The following is a 15,428-nucleotide window of genomic DNA, read 5'->3' as shown; positions in this document are numbered from 1 at the left end:
TTAATAAAACTTCATAATAAGTTCTATCATTGATCTAAAAAAATGTGATCATCTTACTTATCTCTTTACTTGTAATTATACAAAATTTATTAGTAGGAGAAAATAATGAGTGAAAAAGTAGAAGTTCTAAAAACAGAAGAGATGGAAAAACTTGAAGAGAAGTTCTCAATGCTAATACAAACTGGTAGAATAGATAATCTAATAGATTTATTAGCTGTTATATCAGATAATATTGAGATGACAACTGCTCCAATGGTTGATAAGATGATAGGTACAGTAGATAATCTTGCCACAGCAGGCTTTGTAACAGAAAATGCTGTAAGATATGCAAATAGAGAAATGAAAAAAAATGAAGTACCATCTTTATTTGGTTTACTTAAACTATTAAAAGATGAAGAGACAAGAAAAGGCTTAGCTTTTGTTCTTCACTTAACAAAAGGTATTGGGAAGCAAGTATAACTTTTTAAATAAACTTTCTATTTTTTAGAAAGTTTATTTAGTGTAACCTCTTTTAAAAGCTTTTGTGTATAAAAGTATGCAAAAATTGCAGCACTATAAATCATGATAAGAACACCAACCCATAAATAGATATAATCTAAAGCAAGCCAAATAACTATAACATAAGCAATAGCATATTTTGCAATTAGTTGGCGATATAAAGCTATATATAAAATCATCTTAGGTCTTTTTATACCTTGAAGTGTTGATACACAAATAAATAGTATTACATAAGCATAAAAAACTAAGACTTCAATAACTAAATAGTCATATCCAAAGCCTATAACTATTGGATCTGAGTCAAATTGAGAAATGATAGTTTTTCCAAAAATATATAAAAATATTATTCCAAAAGTAGCAATTGTAAATCCATATTTTAAAGCTTTATTAACAGTTTCTATAACTCTATCATATCTTCTTGCTCCAAAGTTATTTGAAACAATAGAAAGAACAGCAGAACTAAGTCCAAGTGCTGGAAGAAGCATGATTTGTTCAACTCTAAAACCTATTCCATATCCTGCTACTGCTTTTACTCCATAAAGTGATACAAAATACATTAAAAACAAAGAACCAATAGACATAATAAGCATATTCATTGATGAGGGAATACCTTGATTTATAAGATCTTTATAAATTTTTTTGTGAGGTAAGAAATAGTTTATTTTATGAAAATGTACAAGTTTTGTATCCATAACTTTAAGTAAAAGATATGAAGCATTTAAAAGTTGTATTAGTATAGTTGAAAGTGCTATTCCTTTTAAACCCATAGCAGGAATAAATAAAAATCCATATATAAATAAAGGATTTAGTGCTAAGTTTGCAAAAAAACCAAATATTAAAGTATTTCTATAAGCTTTGGTATCACCTTTTGATACAAGTATTGCATTAAGTGCAAAGTTAGTCATGAAAAATATAGTTCCAGCTAAAATTATATATATATAATCAAGTGCCATTTGTAAGTATTCACCACTTGCACCCAATAGTTTAAATAAATAAGGTGAGATTATAAACCCAATTATTGTAAGTACTATTGCAAGTAGTTGCATAAAGAAGATACCTTTGTGGGCATATATAGAAGCTAAAAATCTTTTAGAACGACCACTTGCATTTCCAATAAGTGCTGTAATAGCAGAAGAGAATCCATATCCCAATCCAATAATTGTAAAAAATATCATAAAAGATAATGAAAGTGCAGAAATAGCTTGTGTGGAAATAAGTCCAGCATAAAATGTATCTACAACATTGTACATAGTATTAAAAAACATTCCCGTACTTGCAGGAATAGTTATTTGTTTAAGTAAGCTTGGAATATCATCTTTAAGTAAATGTGAGTCTATTTTCAAATGCTAACCTTAATTAAGTTATAAATGTAGATATTAGCTAAAAAGTAAGTTTTAAAGATTAGAAGAGAAGACTAATCCTCTATTCTAATCATTGCTGGTTTTTGAGTTACTACTTTAGTATTTTCTAGCTCTTCAATTGCTTTTAAAATATCTTTTTCAACTGAGCTATGAGTTGAAAGTAAAAGATTTGATTTTTGATTACCTAAAGGTTTTTGTAACATCTTTTCTATTGAAATACCACAATCTCCCAAGATTGAAGCTACTTTTGCTAAAACGCCTGTTTTATCTGCAACTTCTAATCTTAGATAATATTTTGTTCTTGTTTGGTTTTTATTTAATAATGAAAGTTTATTTCCATAATTTCTTTCAAAACCAAGCATTGGAGAGCCTTTACCTCGTCTTGCTATATCAACAATATTTGCAATAACAGCACTTGCAGTTGCATCTCCTCCTGCTCCTGGCCCATAATACATTGTTTCACCAACTTTATCACCAATTACAGAAATACCATTCATAACCCCATCAACTTTTGCAATCATTTGATCTTTTGGAACAAATGCTGGGTGAACTCTAAGTTCTACATTGTCATTTTCTCTTTTTGCAATACCAAGAAGTTTAATAGAGTAATTAAACTCTTTAGCAAACTCAATATCATAGCTTGTGATATTTTCAATACCCTCAATTAAAATATCTTCTGGTTTTGCATCAATTCCATAAGCAATAGAACCAAGAATTAGTAGTTTATGTGCTGCATCAAAACCACCTACATCAAAAGTTGGATCAGCTTCTGCATAACCTAAATCTTGTGCTTCTTTAAGAATATCCTCATACTTTACACCCTCATCAATCATCTTTGTAAGCATATAATTACAAGTACCATTCATAATACCTTGAATTGAAAGAATATTATTTGCAGTTAATCCTTCTCTTAATGCATTAATAATAGGAATACCACCCGCAACTGCTGCTTCATATTCAAAAGGAATATCTTTAGCAAACTCTTCAAGTTCATATCTATGGTAAGCTAAAAGTGCTTTATTTGCAGTAACTACTGATTTTCCTTTTTCTAAAGCTTTCTTTACAACTTCATAAGGTTTTTCAACTCCACCCATAAGCTCAACCACAATATCAATTGAGTCATCATTTAAAACCTTATCTATATCATCAGTTAATTCAATAGATACATCTCTTTTTTTAGATAAATCATTTACAACTCCAATTGTTGGTATTAGTTCCCTTCCAGCTCTTGCAGTAATAATCTCTTTATTATCTTTTAAAATATTTGCTACACTTGAACCTACTGTTCCTACACCAATAATTGCTATTTTTAACATTTTTTATCCTAATAATTATAAAGTTTTTAAATATTTTTTTATATTTTTTGCTGCTTGTCTAATTCTTTTTTCATTTTCTATTAAGGCAATTCTTACATATTTATCACCATAATGACCAAATCCAATACCTGGACTTACTGCAACTTTAGCTTCTGTTAGAAGCTGTTTAGAAAATTCCATACTTCCAAGATGCATGGCTTTTTCTGGGATTTTTGCCCATATAAACATAGAAGCGTTTGGTGTTTCCATTTCCCATCCAGCATCTTTAAATGCTTCTATCATAACATCTCTTCTATAGTTATATTTTTTAATATGCTCATCTACACAATCTTGTGGTCCATCAAGTGCAACAGTAGCTGCAACTTGAATAGGTGTAAACATACCATAATCAAGCCAAGATTTGATTCTTTTTAAAGCTCCCACAAGCTTTTCATTTCCAACTATAAAACCAACTCTCCAACCTGCCATATTGTATGACTTTGAAAGTGTAAATGACTCAACTGCTACATCAATAGCACCTTTTGCTTGGAAAATTGATGGTGTTTTATATCCATCAAAAGTAATATCAGCATATGCAATATCAGAGATAATATAAAATCTCTCTTTTTTAGCCAAATCAACCAATCTTTGGTAAAACTCAGGTCTTACTGTTGCACAAGTTGGATTGTGTGGAAAGTTTACTAAAACATATTTTACTTTTGGAATAGACTCTCTTAATGTTTTATTTAATCTTTCAAAAAACAGATCTTCATCAACTCTATAATTTTGCTCATCAAATGGTAGCTCAAAGTTGTGAATAGCTCCACCTGCAAGCATAAATGCATATGAGTGTATTGGATAAGTTGGGTCTGGTACAACTGCAACATCTCCAACATTTACAATAGCTTGAATAAGATGAACATATCCCTCTTTACTACCCATTGTAGCACAAGCATGTTTATTAGGATCAAGATAATCAACCCCATATTTTCTTTTATACCAGTTGCAAATAGCAAGTCTTAATTTATAAATACCTGCACTTGCACTATATCCATGATTTTTTGGTTTCTCAGATGCTTCTTTTAATTTATCAACAATATGTTTAGGTGCTGGACCATCTGGATTACCCATTGAAAAATCAATAATATCCTCACCTCTTCTTCTTGCATCCATTTTTATTTCATTAACTTCTGCAAACACATAGTTTGGAAGTCTTTTCATTCTTTCAAATTCAATTTCAGGAAACACTACTACTCCTTAATTATAATACTTAACCCACGCTTGATATTTATAAGCGCATATAAGTCATCTATTTTTATATATTTTGTGTTTTGTGGCACTTCAAGAACTAACTTTCCATGCACCTTATCTTCTTTGATAAGTTTTAAAATATTTAAACTCTTATCATAAAATACAACTTTAGGGAACCAGTTATTTAGTATTTTTGATACAATAGTGATACTACTAGCATCACCTTTAATTTTTAGTAAATAAGGTTTAAGTGGTTTTCTTAAATATTTTTTTTCATCTACTGTTATTTGAATTGAGTTATTTAAAGATGAAAATGTTGTATCAATGCTATATTCCCATTTATTATCTCCCTCTCTTTTTATATCAGCAACTCTACAATTTTGTTTATAAAGTTCATTTGCTAAAATGAGAGGGTCAATGGCGGCTTCTGTTTTCAGCTTGATTTCCCAATTCAAATTCTCTTTGTCATATTTTAATGTTTTTGTAAAATAGTAGTAAAAACCCAAAGATTTAAGAGTATCTTTTAAAATCTTTAAAGATTTTATAGGATCATGATTTGTATTAAATTTAATATAAACATCTTTTGGTCTATCTAGTGATAGATTTAAAAGACCATTGCTTTGAAGTTTTCTAATCACCTTAATATAATCAATATTTTCCCCAATTATATAACTTTGTTTATCTTTGAATATATAATTGATAAGGTTTTTATGCTTAATATAGTCAAACTCTCCAATTAAATTTGATATTTTATTATCAAGTATCGTTGAAGCTTGTAGTGTTAAAGCTAAAAGTGTTAAGAAAAATATTTTTTTTATCATGGCCTACTTCTATTTTTTCAAATTATATATTAATATTCCTGCTGCAACAGATACATTTAAAGAGTTGAAATCATGTTGCATACCAATAGATACTTTCAAGTCAAGTTTTTTTTCAACTTTTTTTGAAAGACCTTTTCCTTCACTTCCTAAAAATAGTGCAACCTTGTCAGATTCATCTATTTTTCCATATTTTTTCAAATCAGTACCATCCATTGTTGCACCAATAAGTGCAAAACCACACTGTTTTAGTTCATTTGCTAAATCAAGTGTATTAGGATATAAGGCAAAAGGAATATCAAGCATAGCTCCAGAACTTGTTCTTATAAGACCTGAATTATTAAGAGTTTTTACATTTGAAGCTACTATTGCATCAACACCTAGTGAGTATGCAGATCTTGCAATTGCTCCAATATTACCAACATCAGTTAGCCCATCTAAAACTAAAATAAAATTTTTTTCTTTTATTTCAGAGATATCACTGTACTCAAACTCTTTTAGTCTTAAAAAAAAGCCTTGATGATTTCCACCTTGCGCAAGGGCTTGTGCTTTTTTATTATCAAGTCTTATGACTTTTTTACCAAGTTTTAAAAATTTTGAGAATATTTTTTTATCTATCTCTTTTGAAAATAGAACCTCTTCAATTAAGTGAGGATGTTTATCAAGTACATGTAGTACTATTTGTTTTCCATATATTATCATAGATAAGATTTTATCGAAAAAATCTTGATAAACCTCTTTAAAGCAAATATTGGATAATTTAAAAAAAAAGAATTACGATTAAAGTATTTTTTTATTATTTTACAAGGATTTTTTTATGGATAATCTTAGTAGCCAATATATTAAGGTTTTAGATACAAACGAATTACAAATAAACAAAGAGCAAGTACAAAAACTCTTTTTTGAAAATAAAGCTCCAAAATTAATAATAGGTTTTATCTCACCTCATATTGATTTTCATGCTATTTCTGAACAAATAAAGTCATATTTTCCCTCTTCTACAAAAGTTGTTCTTTCTACAAGTGCAGGTGAGTTGTGTACTTTTAACTTAGATGAAAAAAGAGATTCTTTATATCATGATGCAAGTTCAACTTGGAATAATATCGTTTTGCAAGGTTTTAGTCATGAAGTTATTGAAAATATTCAAGTTTTAACAATACCTTTATTTAGTGAAGATATAGCAAATAGTTCTATATCTTCTGCAAAAAGAATTGCAAAAATAAAAAATGAAATAGATAATCAAAAAATATCATTTAAGATAAACCATGAAAACTGCTTTGCATTAACTTTTGTAGATGGATTATCCAATAGTGAAAGTTTTTTTGCAGAAGCTGTTTATGATAGTGGAAAACTTCCATGCTTACTAATTGGTGGCTCAGCTGGTGGGAAATTAGATTTTAAAGATACATTTATTTTCAATAATGAAAAAATTTTAAGACACAATGCAGTTGTAGTTTTAGTAAAATTAAAACCAACTATAAAATATGGAGTTTTCAAATCTCAAAGTTGCGAAGATATGAAAATCTCTTTTTTAGTTGCCCAATCCAATGTACAAAAAAGAACTGTACAGAGTGTTTTAAGTACTAAAACAAACAAAATAGTAAATATCTTAGATGCATTAAGTCAATATTTTTCAACTTCTCTTGAAAACTTACCAGATATTTTAAAAGATTATAGCTTTGCAATTAAACTTGATGGTGAGATATATATAAGATCAATTGCAAATGTAGATGTAAAAATAAAGAAATTGCATTTTTTTGTGATGTAGCTTTTGGTGATATTTTGCATCTTGTAAAAAACAAAGAGTTTACACAAACTACACAAGAAGATTATGAAAGATTTGAACATCAAAAAAATCATAAACCAATAGCAGCACTTTTTAATGATTGTATTTTAAGAAGATTATTAAATCAAGATAAATTAAACTCTTTGAAAACTTTTAATAACATTGCTGTTGCAGGTTCTTCTACTTTTGGTGAATTATTAGGATTAAATATCAACCAAACTCTAACGGCACTGTTTTTTTATAAAGTTGAAGAAAATGAAGAGTTTTATGATGATTATGTAGATAATTTTGTAAGCAAATATGCTTCATTTTGTTTATATTATAAAAAAAGAGAGGTTTACCAATATCAACTACTTTCAAGAGTAAGAACCGCACTTTTAGATAATCTAAAAGATGCCTTTCCTTTGATTCAAGATATGGTTACCATCATCAACTCAGTATACAAAAATACAAAAGAGGGAAATGAAGTAATTGATGATATGATGAATAGATTTGAAAGATTTACTCAAGATATTCAAAGTAATGTATCTACAAACAATGACTTAGTAGAAGATATGAAAAAGTTAACAGTAGATGCAAATGATATCAAAACTGTTTTATCTTCAATCTCAGAAATTGCAATACAAACAAATCTACTTGCACTAAATGCAGCTATTGAAGCATCAAGAGCAGGGGAGTATGGAAATGGCTTTAAAGTAGTTGCAGATGAAGTAAAAAAACTTGCAAACAAAACACAAACAAGTCTTACTCAAAGTAATAAATCAGTTGACATTGCTACTAAAAGCATAGGTGGAATATCAAGTACAATAAGTACAGCAAGCTCAAAGCTTCATAATGTATCAGAAGATGTATTTAAAATAAGTGATTCATTTAATGAAATTCAAAAAAACTCTAAACAAACAAACGGATTTATTGAAGAAAAGATGACAAGTATTGATAGATTGATTGAAAGTATTAATACAATTGAAACAATTCAAAGTAATCTTGAACAATTGGAAGAAAATGTATAGGTAAAACTTAGGTTTTTCCTATTGCATTAGTTTTTGATAAATATCTTTTGTTTTCTTTCCTGTAAGTTTAGAAAGAAGTTTTGCTTTTACTTTTGGAGCTAAATCTAAATCTTTTATATCATCAATATTTAAAGCTTGACCCTCAAAAATAGTAGGCTCAATAATTACTACCCATTCACCTTTGATATTTATATTTTTAAAAATTTCAAAGATATTTTTAGCACTATCTTTAAAGCTTTTTTGATGTAATTTACTTATCTCTTTTACTAAAAATATTGTTCTATTTTCATCTATGTTTTTAATCTCTTCTAAAAGTTTTAAAAGTCTATGTGGTGACTCATAAAGGATACCAAGTTTATCACTTTGCATTATTGTTTTTAGTTTTGAAGCTCTATGGCTTCCTTTATGTGCTAAAAAACCATGAAATGAAAAAGTCGTGTGTGTAAACCCACTCATCGCATAAGCTGTAAGTATTGCATTTGCACCTGGAATAACATCATATTTAATCTCATTTTTTATACAAAAATCAACAAGTGTAGCTCCTGGATCACTAACGCATGGCATTCCTGCATCACTTACATATACAACATTTTTAGTAAAAGTCTCTTTATCTAAAGTTTGTAAAACTTTACTTTCATTATGTGAATGATAAGATTGAAACTGTTTATTTTCAAAATTTAGATTGAATTTTTCAGATAGTAAATTTAGTAGTTTTTTTGTGACTCTTGTATCTTCACAAAAGATTAGTTCCGCTTCCATAAGGGCGTCTAGCGCTCTTTTAGAGATATCCTCCAAATTTCCTATGGGTGTGGGAACTAATATTAACAAGACAAAGTCTTATTTATTTAAATTATATTTAGCTTTAAACTTCTCAACTCTACCAGCAGCATCAACAATTTTTTGCTCTCCAGTAAAGAATGGATGACAAGCTGAACAAATGTCAATTCTTAATGTTTCAACATTTGATTTTGTTTCAAATGTATTTCCACAAGCACAACTAACTGTACAAGCTTTGTAATCTGGGTGAATGTTCTTTTTCACTTTAACTTCCTTAAGGTTTCTAATGTCTACTAAAAGGTCAAATTTATGTGTTGCCCTTTAATAAACTCTTTTAGGAGAGGGATTATAGCGAAAAAAACTTAAGAATATCTGAATTTAAGTTTTCTATAATATTTGAAGTTTTATTCTCTAAAAATTGTGATTTGTTAAAAGTATTTTGTCTTTTTGCCAATTTTGCTGTATTTGTTAAAATCTTTTCTTCAAGCTCTTTTTTTGTAAGTTTTCCATCAAGATATTCTAATGTTTCAATAATTCCTATTGCACTCATACAGTTTGGCTCTCTTGTATAAGTTTTTTCTAAAAATATAACTTCATCAATAAGTTTATCTTCTAACATCTGTTTTGTTCTTAAAGCAATTCTTTTTCTTAAGTCATCCCTTTGCCAAACTATTTCAAAAATTTGCAAATCTTCTATAATTGGTGTTTTTTTATTTTTTTTGAAAAATTGTGTTGGAGTCATACCACTTTGTGTATATATACTATAAGCTTTTTCTATTCTATATGTATCATTTGGAGCTATTTTTTCCATATACTCTTTGTCTAAGTTATATAAAATATCATATGCTTCTTCTTTTGGGATATCTAGTTTATTTTTTGTATCAATTCCCGTAGAAATTCCCTCAACTAGTGCTTTTAGATAAAAGCCTGTTCCTCCTACAATGATTAGATTTTTATTATTGTTTTGTGCAAACTCTTTTGCCCTTTGATAACAATCAATAAACTGAATAACATCAAAAGTTTCATTAGCATAAACTTCATCTATACCAAAATGAATAATATCACCTCTTTCTTTTACAGTTGGCTTTGCAGATGCAATATCTATTTGTTTGTAAACAGATAAAGAATCAAGAGATAAAATTATAGAGTCTGTTTTTTTTGCAATATCAAGTGCTAAAGATGTTTTCCCTGATGCAGTTGAACCTATAATTGCTATTTGTTTCATCTAGTTATATCTTTTCTCATACTCTGATAATTTTTCTTCAAGTTTTGCAATCTTCAAATCTTTTTGATGAATCTCATCTAGTAATTCAGAAATTTGTTTGTTATTTGAGTTGTGAATACTTGTTTGGTTTGTTGAAATACAAGCTGTAAAAGTTGTTGTAATTAAAATTAATAATAATATTTTTATATATTTCATTTGAATCCTTTGTAAAATTTTAATCAAATACCTATAAAAAACAGTTGAAAAATCATCATATAAATTACTTTATATGTAATATTAGATAAAATCGATTTTATGGAAAAAATAACAAAACTACTAAATGATTTCAATGAACTAGTAATGTTCAAACACTCAATCTTTTCGCTGCCTTTTATTTTTATTGCAATGGTGGTTGCTGCAAATGGTTGGTTTGGGTTTAGCCTTTGTATTTTAGGTATCTTAGCTGCACTTACAGCAAGAAACTTTGCTATGGGATTTAATAGATATCTTGATAGAGATATTGATGCTCTTAACCCAAGAACAGTAAACAGACCAAATGTAGATGGAAGAATCTCGCCTACACAAATGGCAATATTTGTAGCATTAAATGCAATTGGATTTATAATTGTAGCATATTTTGTAAATGATTTAGCTTTTTATATGTCTGTGCCTATTCTTATTGTGATAGGTTCATACTCATACTTTAAAAGGTTTTCATTTTTAGCACATCTAATTTTAGGTGTTTCTTTAGGACTTGCTCCAATTGCTGGAGTTGTTGCAGTTAGTGAAACTATACCTTTATGGGCTATTTTGTTAAGTATTGGGGTGATGTTTTGGGTTGCTGGATTTGATTTGTTGTATTCATTGCAAGATATCGATGTGGATAAAGAGTTAGGACTTCACTCAATCCCAAGCAAATTTGGTGCTAAAAATACTATGATAATCTCAAGAGTATTTCACCTTTTTACAGTAATATTTTGGTTACTATTTGTAATTGTATCAAATAGTTCAACTTTTGCTTTTATAGCAGTAGTAGTAAGTGCTTTAATGCTAAGTTATGAACACTATTTAGTAAATAAAGATTTTAGAAAAATTGATAAAGCTTTTTTTACTGTAAATGGTTACTTAGGTATAGTGTTTTTTGTACTAATAGTATTGGATAATTTATAAAGATAGATGATGAGTAATAGACTTAAAGAAGTTACATTTTTAACTGTTAATGATTTAAAAAATGAAGATATAATCTTGCCAAGTAAATACTCCCAAGTATTTGAAAATCATGCAAATAGCTTAGAAGTAAATATAGAAGATGAAAATGTATTATTTAAAGATTTACATGAAGATAATGTAAATATTGACAAAATAGTAAGACAAACAAATGATAACTTAAGTATCTTATATCAATCAACAGATGATGCAAGAACTGCTATTTTAAATAAAGATGATAAATCCCTTCAAAATATTTATGGTGAACTAGCAAAAATGAAAAGTAAAATAAATCTTTTACAAAAAGAGCTTTTTTCAGATAGCCTAACAAAAGCCTTTAATAGAAAATGGTTTATGGATTACTACTTAATAAATAAAAGCTTCCCAGAAGATGGAGCTTTGGCATTTATAGATTTAAATAAGTTTAAATATATAAATGATACATTTGGACACTTAGTAGGCGATCAAGTACTAAAATATCTTGTAGATTTTTTGAAAAAAGAGTTCAAAGATAAAGAAATAAAAGTTTTAAGATATGCAGGAGATGAGTTTATTGTACTTTTTAATCAAGATACAATAAATCAGTTTGATATTAAAACACTTATGACAAATGCACAAAAAAAACTTGCAAGACAAAAACTAAAAACCTCAAAATTTAAAAATATCCAATTTTCATTCTCTTTTGGATTAGTACCATTTAAAAAAGATGAACAATTAGAAAAAATAGTTCTAAAAGCAGATGAACTAATGTATAAAAATAAAAAAGCCTTAATATCTAGATAATTTTAAGTTTTCTTTTGATAAAATTTCAAGCTATCATAAACGCGTCTGTGGCTCAACTGGATAGAGCTCCCGGTTTCGGCCCGGGTGGTTGTGGGTTCGAATCCTACCAGGCGTGCCATTACTTATTAAACTCCCATAAAACTTTGGTTTGTAGAAGTTTTATAATATAAAAATACAATTCTTTTACAACTTTTAAAGAATCTATTGAAACTGATATAACTTATCTGCAAAAGATTAAAAAACATATATTATTTAGTACATAAATATAATAGTAAAATCATTAAAAAATCACTTCGCAGTTCTAACTTTATACAAAAGTTAAAATGATAAATAGTGAAATGAAAATGTATATTGAAGAAATAGTTAGAGACTATTCTTTTGAGGAGAACGTTTTTAATAAGGATGAATTTATTACAAACTGTAATAAAAATTAAAATATTCTATTTTTTTCTATAGAATGACAATTTATATATATTTAGTTAAAAATGAGGTATAATATATCATAATAGGAATATATAAATGGAAATAATTGATAAATTAGAGTTAGCTTTTTATAAAAAGAATGGTAATGATTTTGAAGATTTTGTTGTAAGTGTGTATAAACTTCAATTTCCTAATTTGTTGGCTGTTAAACCACAAGGACAAAAAGGTGATGGGGCAAATGATGGATATGTTAGTGGGAAACTTGTAGTACAGGTTTATGCTCCAGAAAAAGTCGAAGCAGATAAAACTATAGCAAAAATATTACGTGATTTTGAACGGGCTAAAAATTATGGGTGGGATTTTAATGAATGGCATTTCGTTGTAAATGATAAGTTTAATAAATTACATAATGATATTCATATGGCAATTGATAAATTAAAAAAAGAGAATATTAATTTTGCTATAAAAGTTATTGATGCTGAAACTTTAAGAGATAAAGTTATTTCTCAATTAGATAAAAATAAGCTTAGAATTTATATTATACTAAATGCAGATAAAGATATAAGTGAATTTGGAGATTTTGAAAAAGTAGAAAAAGTTATAGATGCTTTATCTAAAGAAAAATCTATAAGGAAAATCCAAACCGTAGATTTTAAAAATTTTTCTTCAGAAGAGTTTTTACCAGATGGGATTAAAAAGTTAGAAATAAATGTTGAAGATAATAATTTATTTAAATTTTTTGGAATACATATTGAAAAATCACAAGAAGTTATGGAGGAATATATTCCTCAAATTGGATTGGATTTATTTACTGAAATAGGAAAATATATTCAAGATGTTTACAAAAAGTATGAATTAAAAATGAAACCTGAAATAGCATTGTTAAAAACATATGAGACTATCTATAATAAATTAGATGATGATGCTAATTTACAAACTGCTATATGGGTAATAATGGCATACTTTTTTGATATATGTGATATAGGAAAAATAAAATGATAATGGGCGATAAAATAGTTAAAGTAGAAGATGCATTTATCACAATGGGTGGATATATATTAAGTTTATTGAAAGATAAAAATATGTCTATTGATTTATTGTATAGCAGTTTTTTAAAAGAATATCCTAAAAAAGTAAATTTTGATGATTTTATTTATACTATTGATTTTCTTTATATGATAAAAAAAATTAAAATAAGAAATGATGATATTTTGGAAGTGGTGATATGAAATTAATACAATTATCTAGTAATGATAAAAGATTTAAACCTTTAGTATTTCATTCTGGTCTTAATATTATTGTAGGTCAGAAGATTTTAAAAGATGATAAGAAGAAAACATCTAATGGAATTGGTAAAAGTTTATCTTTAATTTGTATTGATTTTATGTTAGGGAAAGGAAATCAAAATAAAGAAATTAAAAAACTTAAAGAGATAATGAAACAAGAAAATATAACTTTAAGTTTAATATTTGAACATAAAGGAGATACCTATCATATTCAAAGAACACATGAAAGTAGTTATATAAATGAAGTAAGATGTGAAAATGAAAAAGATTATAAAGATTTTTTAAATAGTTTATTAGTGGATACTGATTATAGTTTTAGAGAAATCTTTACTAGGTTTTTTAGAACAGATAAAACAAGTTATACGGATGCAATAAAACAAGTTTTTAGTGAAGAAGCATATAAAAATAATTTAATTAATGCATATTTACTAGGATTAGATTTAGATTATTTAAAAACTAAAAAGAAATTAAAAGTTAAAAGTGATAGATTAAAAGTTTTAATAAAAGAATTGAAAGAAATTCAAAAGAATATAGATAAAGAAAAAGAAATTGAATATGAAGAGAAATTAAAAAGAATTGAGAAAGATCTAGATTCTTTTGAAATAGCAGAAGATTTTAATCAATTGAAAGAAGAAGCTGATATTTTAACTTCTGAAATACAAAAAATAAGAAATCAAACTGCATTTTTTAATAGAGAAATCAGAAATAAACAAAATATTATAAATATTAATAAACAAACAGAAATTGACATATCAAAAATTGAATATATGTATAAAGAAGCAGAGTTTTTTTTAAGTAAAGATGTATTAGCACATATAAATTCTGTAAAAGACTTTCATGAAACACTTTTTAAAAATAGAAGAAATAAAGCAATTAAAGATATAGAATCGTTAAATAAAAAAATAGAAGAAACAAAATCAAAAGAAAAAGATTTAGATATAAGAAGAAGTGAAATTTTTAAATATTTAGAAAATAAAGGTGCACTAGAAGAGTATCATTCTTTAAATAAAGAAAAAGATAGTGTAGTTTCATATTTAAATGAAATTCAAAGAAATCAAAAAGCACTTACAGCATTTAAAAAAGAACAAGCAGACATAAAAATAGAAATAGACCAATTTAAAAGAGACTTAATTGAATTAGAAGATAATATAAAAGAAAGAATAGAATTTCTAAAAAAATCATTTAGAGAAATATCTGAAGAACATTACGATGATAAACCTGGATATTTAGATATAGAAGTTAATAATAATTTTATTACAGAGAGACTTTATAATATAGTTCCTGTTATAACAGGAGATAGTAGTGATGGAATAAATGAAATGAAAATATTTATATATGATATGCTTATATATAAGTTAAATCCTACTCTAATTGGTTTAATAGGACATGATAATAGGTTATTTGACGTGGTTGATGAAAGACAAATAGCAAAAGCTTTTAATTATGTATCAAACAATTTATCTCAATATGTATGTTCAATAAGTGATACTAAAATTGATGAAGTTAAAAAACATATAAATTTAGATTGGGATGAAGTTATTATCAGAAATTTAAATGAAAAAGACAAACTTTTTGGTTTTGATTTTGAATAGTAATACTATACAAAGTATTTTTCTGGTGTCAAATAAGTGGGGAGTGTTAGAAATTCTGTGTCAATCTGATAAAATAATAAGAAGGATTGACAATGAAAGAAGAAACACAATTTGATTTTAATAAAGCAGTACAACAAC

The 15,428-nt window shown here is 26.9% G+C and carries 17 protein-coding genes and 1 tRNA gene; 9 read left to right on the top strand and 9 right to left on the bottom strand.

Features of this window, described 5'->3' with window-relative positions; genetic code table 11:
- Window positions 1-105: 105 nt before the first annotated feature.
- The gene (locus tag ACTCCZ_RS12510) at window positions 106-459 is read left to right on the top strand and encodes a DUF1641 domain-containing protein (protein ID WP_079580295.1); all 354 of its coding nucleotides are present in this window, start codon (window positions 106-108) and stop codon (window positions 457-459) included.
- Between the two features lie 17 nt (window positions 460-476).
- Here ACTCCZ_RS12510 and ACTCCZ_RS12505 read toward each other — a convergent pair whose 3' ends face one another.
- The 5 genes from ACTCCZ_RS12505 to rlmB all read right to left on the bottom strand — a co-directional run bounded on the left by ACTCCZ_RS12505 (window position 477) and on the right by rlmB (window position 5,925).
- Complete coding sequence (locus ACTCCZ_RS12505; RefSeq protein ID WP_228145363.1) at window positions 477-1,841, bottom strand: MATE family efflux transporter; 1,365 nt, start codon at window positions 1,839-1,841, stop codon at window positions 477-479.
- Window positions 1,842-1,912: 71 nt separating this feature from the next.
- On the bottom strand, window positions 1,913-3,175 hold the full coding sequence (locus ACTCCZ_RS12500) for a homoserine dehydrogenase (protein WP_079580296.1): 1,263 nt from the start codon (window positions 3,173-3,175) through the stop codon (window positions 1,913-1,915).
- A 15-nt stretch (window positions 3,176-3,190) separates the two neighbouring features.
- Window positions 3,191-4,402, bottom strand: coding sequence for an LL-diaminopimelate aminotransferase (locus tag ACTCCZ_RS12495; protein WP_079580297.1), 1,212 nt, complete (start codon window positions 4,400-4,402; stop codon window positions 3,191-3,193).
- A 2-nt stretch (window positions 4,403-4,404) separates the two neighbouring features.
- Window positions 4,405-5,226, bottom strand: coding sequence for a hypothetical protein (locus tag ACTCCZ_RS12490; protein WP_079580298.1), 822 nt, complete (start codon window positions 5,224-5,226; stop codon window positions 4,405-4,407).
- Window positions 5,227-5,235: 9 nt separating this feature from the next.
- On the bottom strand, window positions 5,236-5,925 hold the full coding sequence (rlmB, locus tag ACTCCZ_RS12485) for a 23S rRNA (guanosine(2251)-2'-O)-methyltransferase RlmB (protein ID WP_079580299.1): 690 nt from the start codon (window positions 5,923-5,925) through the stop codon (window positions 5,236-5,238).
- Window positions 5,926-6,040: 115 nt separating this feature from the next.
- Between rlmB and ACTCCZ_RS12480 the strand changes: the two genes are divergently transcribed.
- Both ACTCCZ_RS12480 and ACTCCZ_RS12475 read left to right on the top strand, forming a co-directional pair.
- The gene (locus tag ACTCCZ_RS12480; protein ID WP_079580300.1) at window positions 6,041-6,991 is read left to right on the top strand and encodes an FIST signal transduction protein; all 951 of its coding nucleotides are present in this window, start codon (window positions 6,041-6,043) and stop codon (window positions 6,989-6,991) included.
- Window positions 6,992-7,005: 14 nt separating this feature from the next.
- Window positions 7,006-8,019, top strand: a complete 1,014-nt coding sequence (locus tag ACTCCZ_RS12475; RefSeq protein WP_079580301.1) for a methyl-accepting chemotaxis protein — start codon at window positions 7,006-7,008, stop codon at window positions 8,017-8,019.
- Between the two features lie 18 nt (window positions 8,020-8,037).
- Here ACTCCZ_RS12475 and rsmI read toward each other — a convergent pair whose 3' ends face one another.
- The 4 genes from rsmI to ACTCCZ_RS12455 form a co-directional block, all read right to left on the bottom strand.
- Complete coding sequence (rsmI, locus tag ACTCCZ_RS12470; protein WP_079580302.1) at window positions 8,038-8,847, bottom strand: 16S rRNA (cytidine(1402)-2'-O)-methyltransferase; 810 nt, start codon at window positions 8,845-8,847, stop codon at window positions 8,038-8,040.
- A gap of 9 nt (window positions 8,848-8,856) precedes the next feature.
- On the bottom strand, window positions 8,857-9,060 hold the full coding sequence (gene rpmE, locus ACTCCZ_RS12465; RefSeq protein ID WP_079580303.1) for a 50S ribosomal protein L31: 204 nt from the start codon (window positions 9,058-9,060) through the stop codon (window positions 8,857-8,859).
- Between the two features lie 82 nt (window positions 9,061-9,142).
- Window positions 9,143-10,021 (bottom strand): tRNA (adenosine(37)-N6)-dimethylallyltransferase MiaA, encoded by an 879-nt coding sequence (gene miaA / locus ACTCCZ_RS12460; protein ID WP_079580304.1) that lies wholly within the window; start codon window positions 10,019-10,021, stop codon window positions 9,143-9,145.
- Window positions 10,022-10,216: a hypothetical protein gene (locus ACTCCZ_RS12455; RefSeq protein ID WP_079580305.1), complete on the bottom strand. Its 195-nt coding sequence runs from the start codon at window positions 10,214-10,216 to the stop codon at window positions 10,022-10,024.
- A 99-nt stretch (window positions 10,217-10,315) separates the two neighbouring features.
- On the opposite strand from ACTCCZ_RS12455, the gene mqnP reads away from it, so the two are divergent.
- From mqnP to ACTCCZ_RS12425, 6 genes are all read left to right on the top strand, one after another.
- Window positions 10,316-11,170, top strand: a complete 855-nt coding sequence (gene mqnP / locus ACTCCZ_RS12450) for a menaquinone biosynthesis prenyltransferase MqnP (RefSeq protein ID WP_079580306.1) — start codon at window positions 10,316-10,318, stop codon at window positions 11,168-11,170.
- A gap of 9 nt (window positions 11,171-11,179) precedes the next feature.
- Complete coding sequence (locus ACTCCZ_RS12445; RefSeq protein WP_159445756.1) at window positions 11,180-11,989, top strand: GGDEF domain-containing protein; 810 nt, start codon at window positions 11,180-11,182, stop codon at window positions 11,987-11,989.
- A gap of 41 nt (window positions 11,990-12,030) precedes the next feature.
- Window positions 12,031-12,107, top strand: a tRNA-Arg gene (locus ACTCCZ_RS12440).
- A 401-nt stretch (window positions 12,108-12,508) separates the two neighbouring features.
- Window positions 12,509-13,411 carry a hypothetical protein gene (locus tag ACTCCZ_RS12435; protein WP_079580308.1) on the top strand — a complete coding sequence of 301 codons (903 nt, stop codon included), beginning with the start codon at window positions 12,509-12,511 and terminating at the stop codon, window positions 13,409-13,411.
- Entirely contained in the window at window positions 13,408-13,641 is a 234-nt protein-coding gene (locus ACTCCZ_RS12430) for an ABC-three component system middle component 6 (protein WP_079580309.1), read from the top strand. Before ACTCCZ_RS12435 ends, ACTCCZ_RS12430 begins: the two co-directional genes overlap by 4 nt.
- The gene (locus tag ACTCCZ_RS12425; RefSeq protein WP_079580310.1) at window positions 13,638-15,290 is read left to right on the top strand and encodes a DUF2326 domain-containing protein; all 1,653 of its coding nucleotides are present in this window, start codon (window positions 13,638-13,640) and stop codon (window positions 15,288-15,290) included. Before ACTCCZ_RS12430 ends, ACTCCZ_RS12425 begins: the two co-directional genes overlap by 4 nt.
- The last annotated feature ends 138 nt before the right edge of the window (window positions 15,291-15,428 follow it).

This window comes from Malaciobacter sp., from assembly GCF_055140965.1.
Note: the sequence above shows the minus strand (reverse complement) of the source record. Positions and strands in the feature narration are given on the sequence as shown.

Bases quoted from the DNA above. Each gene is read 5' to 3' on its own strand.
- ACTCCZ_RS12510 (WP_079580295.1), top strand. From the start codon at position 106: ATGAGTGAAAAAGTAGAAGTTCTAAAAACAGAAGAGATGGAAAAACTT.
- ACTCCZ_RS12500 (WP_079580296.1), bottom strand. From the start codon at position 3,175: ATGTTAAAAATAGCAATTATTGGTGTAGGAACAGTAGGTTCAAGTGTA.
- ACTCCZ_RS12490 (WP_079580298.1), bottom strand. From the start codon at position 5,226: ATGATAAAAAAAATATTTTTCTTAACACTTTTAGCTTTAACACTACAA.
- rlmB (WP_079580299.1), bottom strand. From the start codon at position 5,925: ATGATAATATATGGAAAACAAATAGTACTACATGTACTTGATAAACAT.
- ACTCCZ_RS12480 (WP_079580300.1), top strand. From the start codon at position 6,041: ATGGATAATCTTAGTAGCCAATATATTAAGGTTTTAGATACAAACGAA.
- miaA (WP_079580304.1), bottom strand. From the start codon at position 10,021: ATGAAACAAATAGCAATTATAGGTTCAACTGCATCAGGGAAAACATCT.
- ACTCCZ_RS12455 (WP_079580305.1), bottom strand. From the start codon at position 10,216: ATGAAATATATAAAAATATTATTATTAATTTTAATTACAACAACTTTT.
- mqnP (WP_079580306.1), top strand. From the start codon at position 10,316: ATGGAAAAAATAACAAAACTACTAAATGATTTCAATGAACTAGTAATG.
- ACTCCZ_RS12445 (WP_159445756.1), top strand. From the start codon at position 11,180: ATGAGTAATAGACTTAAAGAAGTTACATTTTTAACTGTTAATGATTTA.
- ACTCCZ_RS12435 (WP_079580308.1), top strand. From the start codon at position 12,509: ATGGAAATAATTGATAAATTAGAGTTAGCTTTTTATAAAAAGAATGGT.
- ACTCCZ_RS12430 (WP_079580309.1), top strand. From the start codon at position 13,408: ATGATAATGGGCGATAAAATAGTTAAAGTAGAAGATGCATTTATCACA.
- ACTCCZ_RS12425 (WP_079580310.1), top strand. From the start codon at position 13,638: ATGAAATTAATACAATTATCTAGTAATGATAAAAGATTTAAACCTTTA.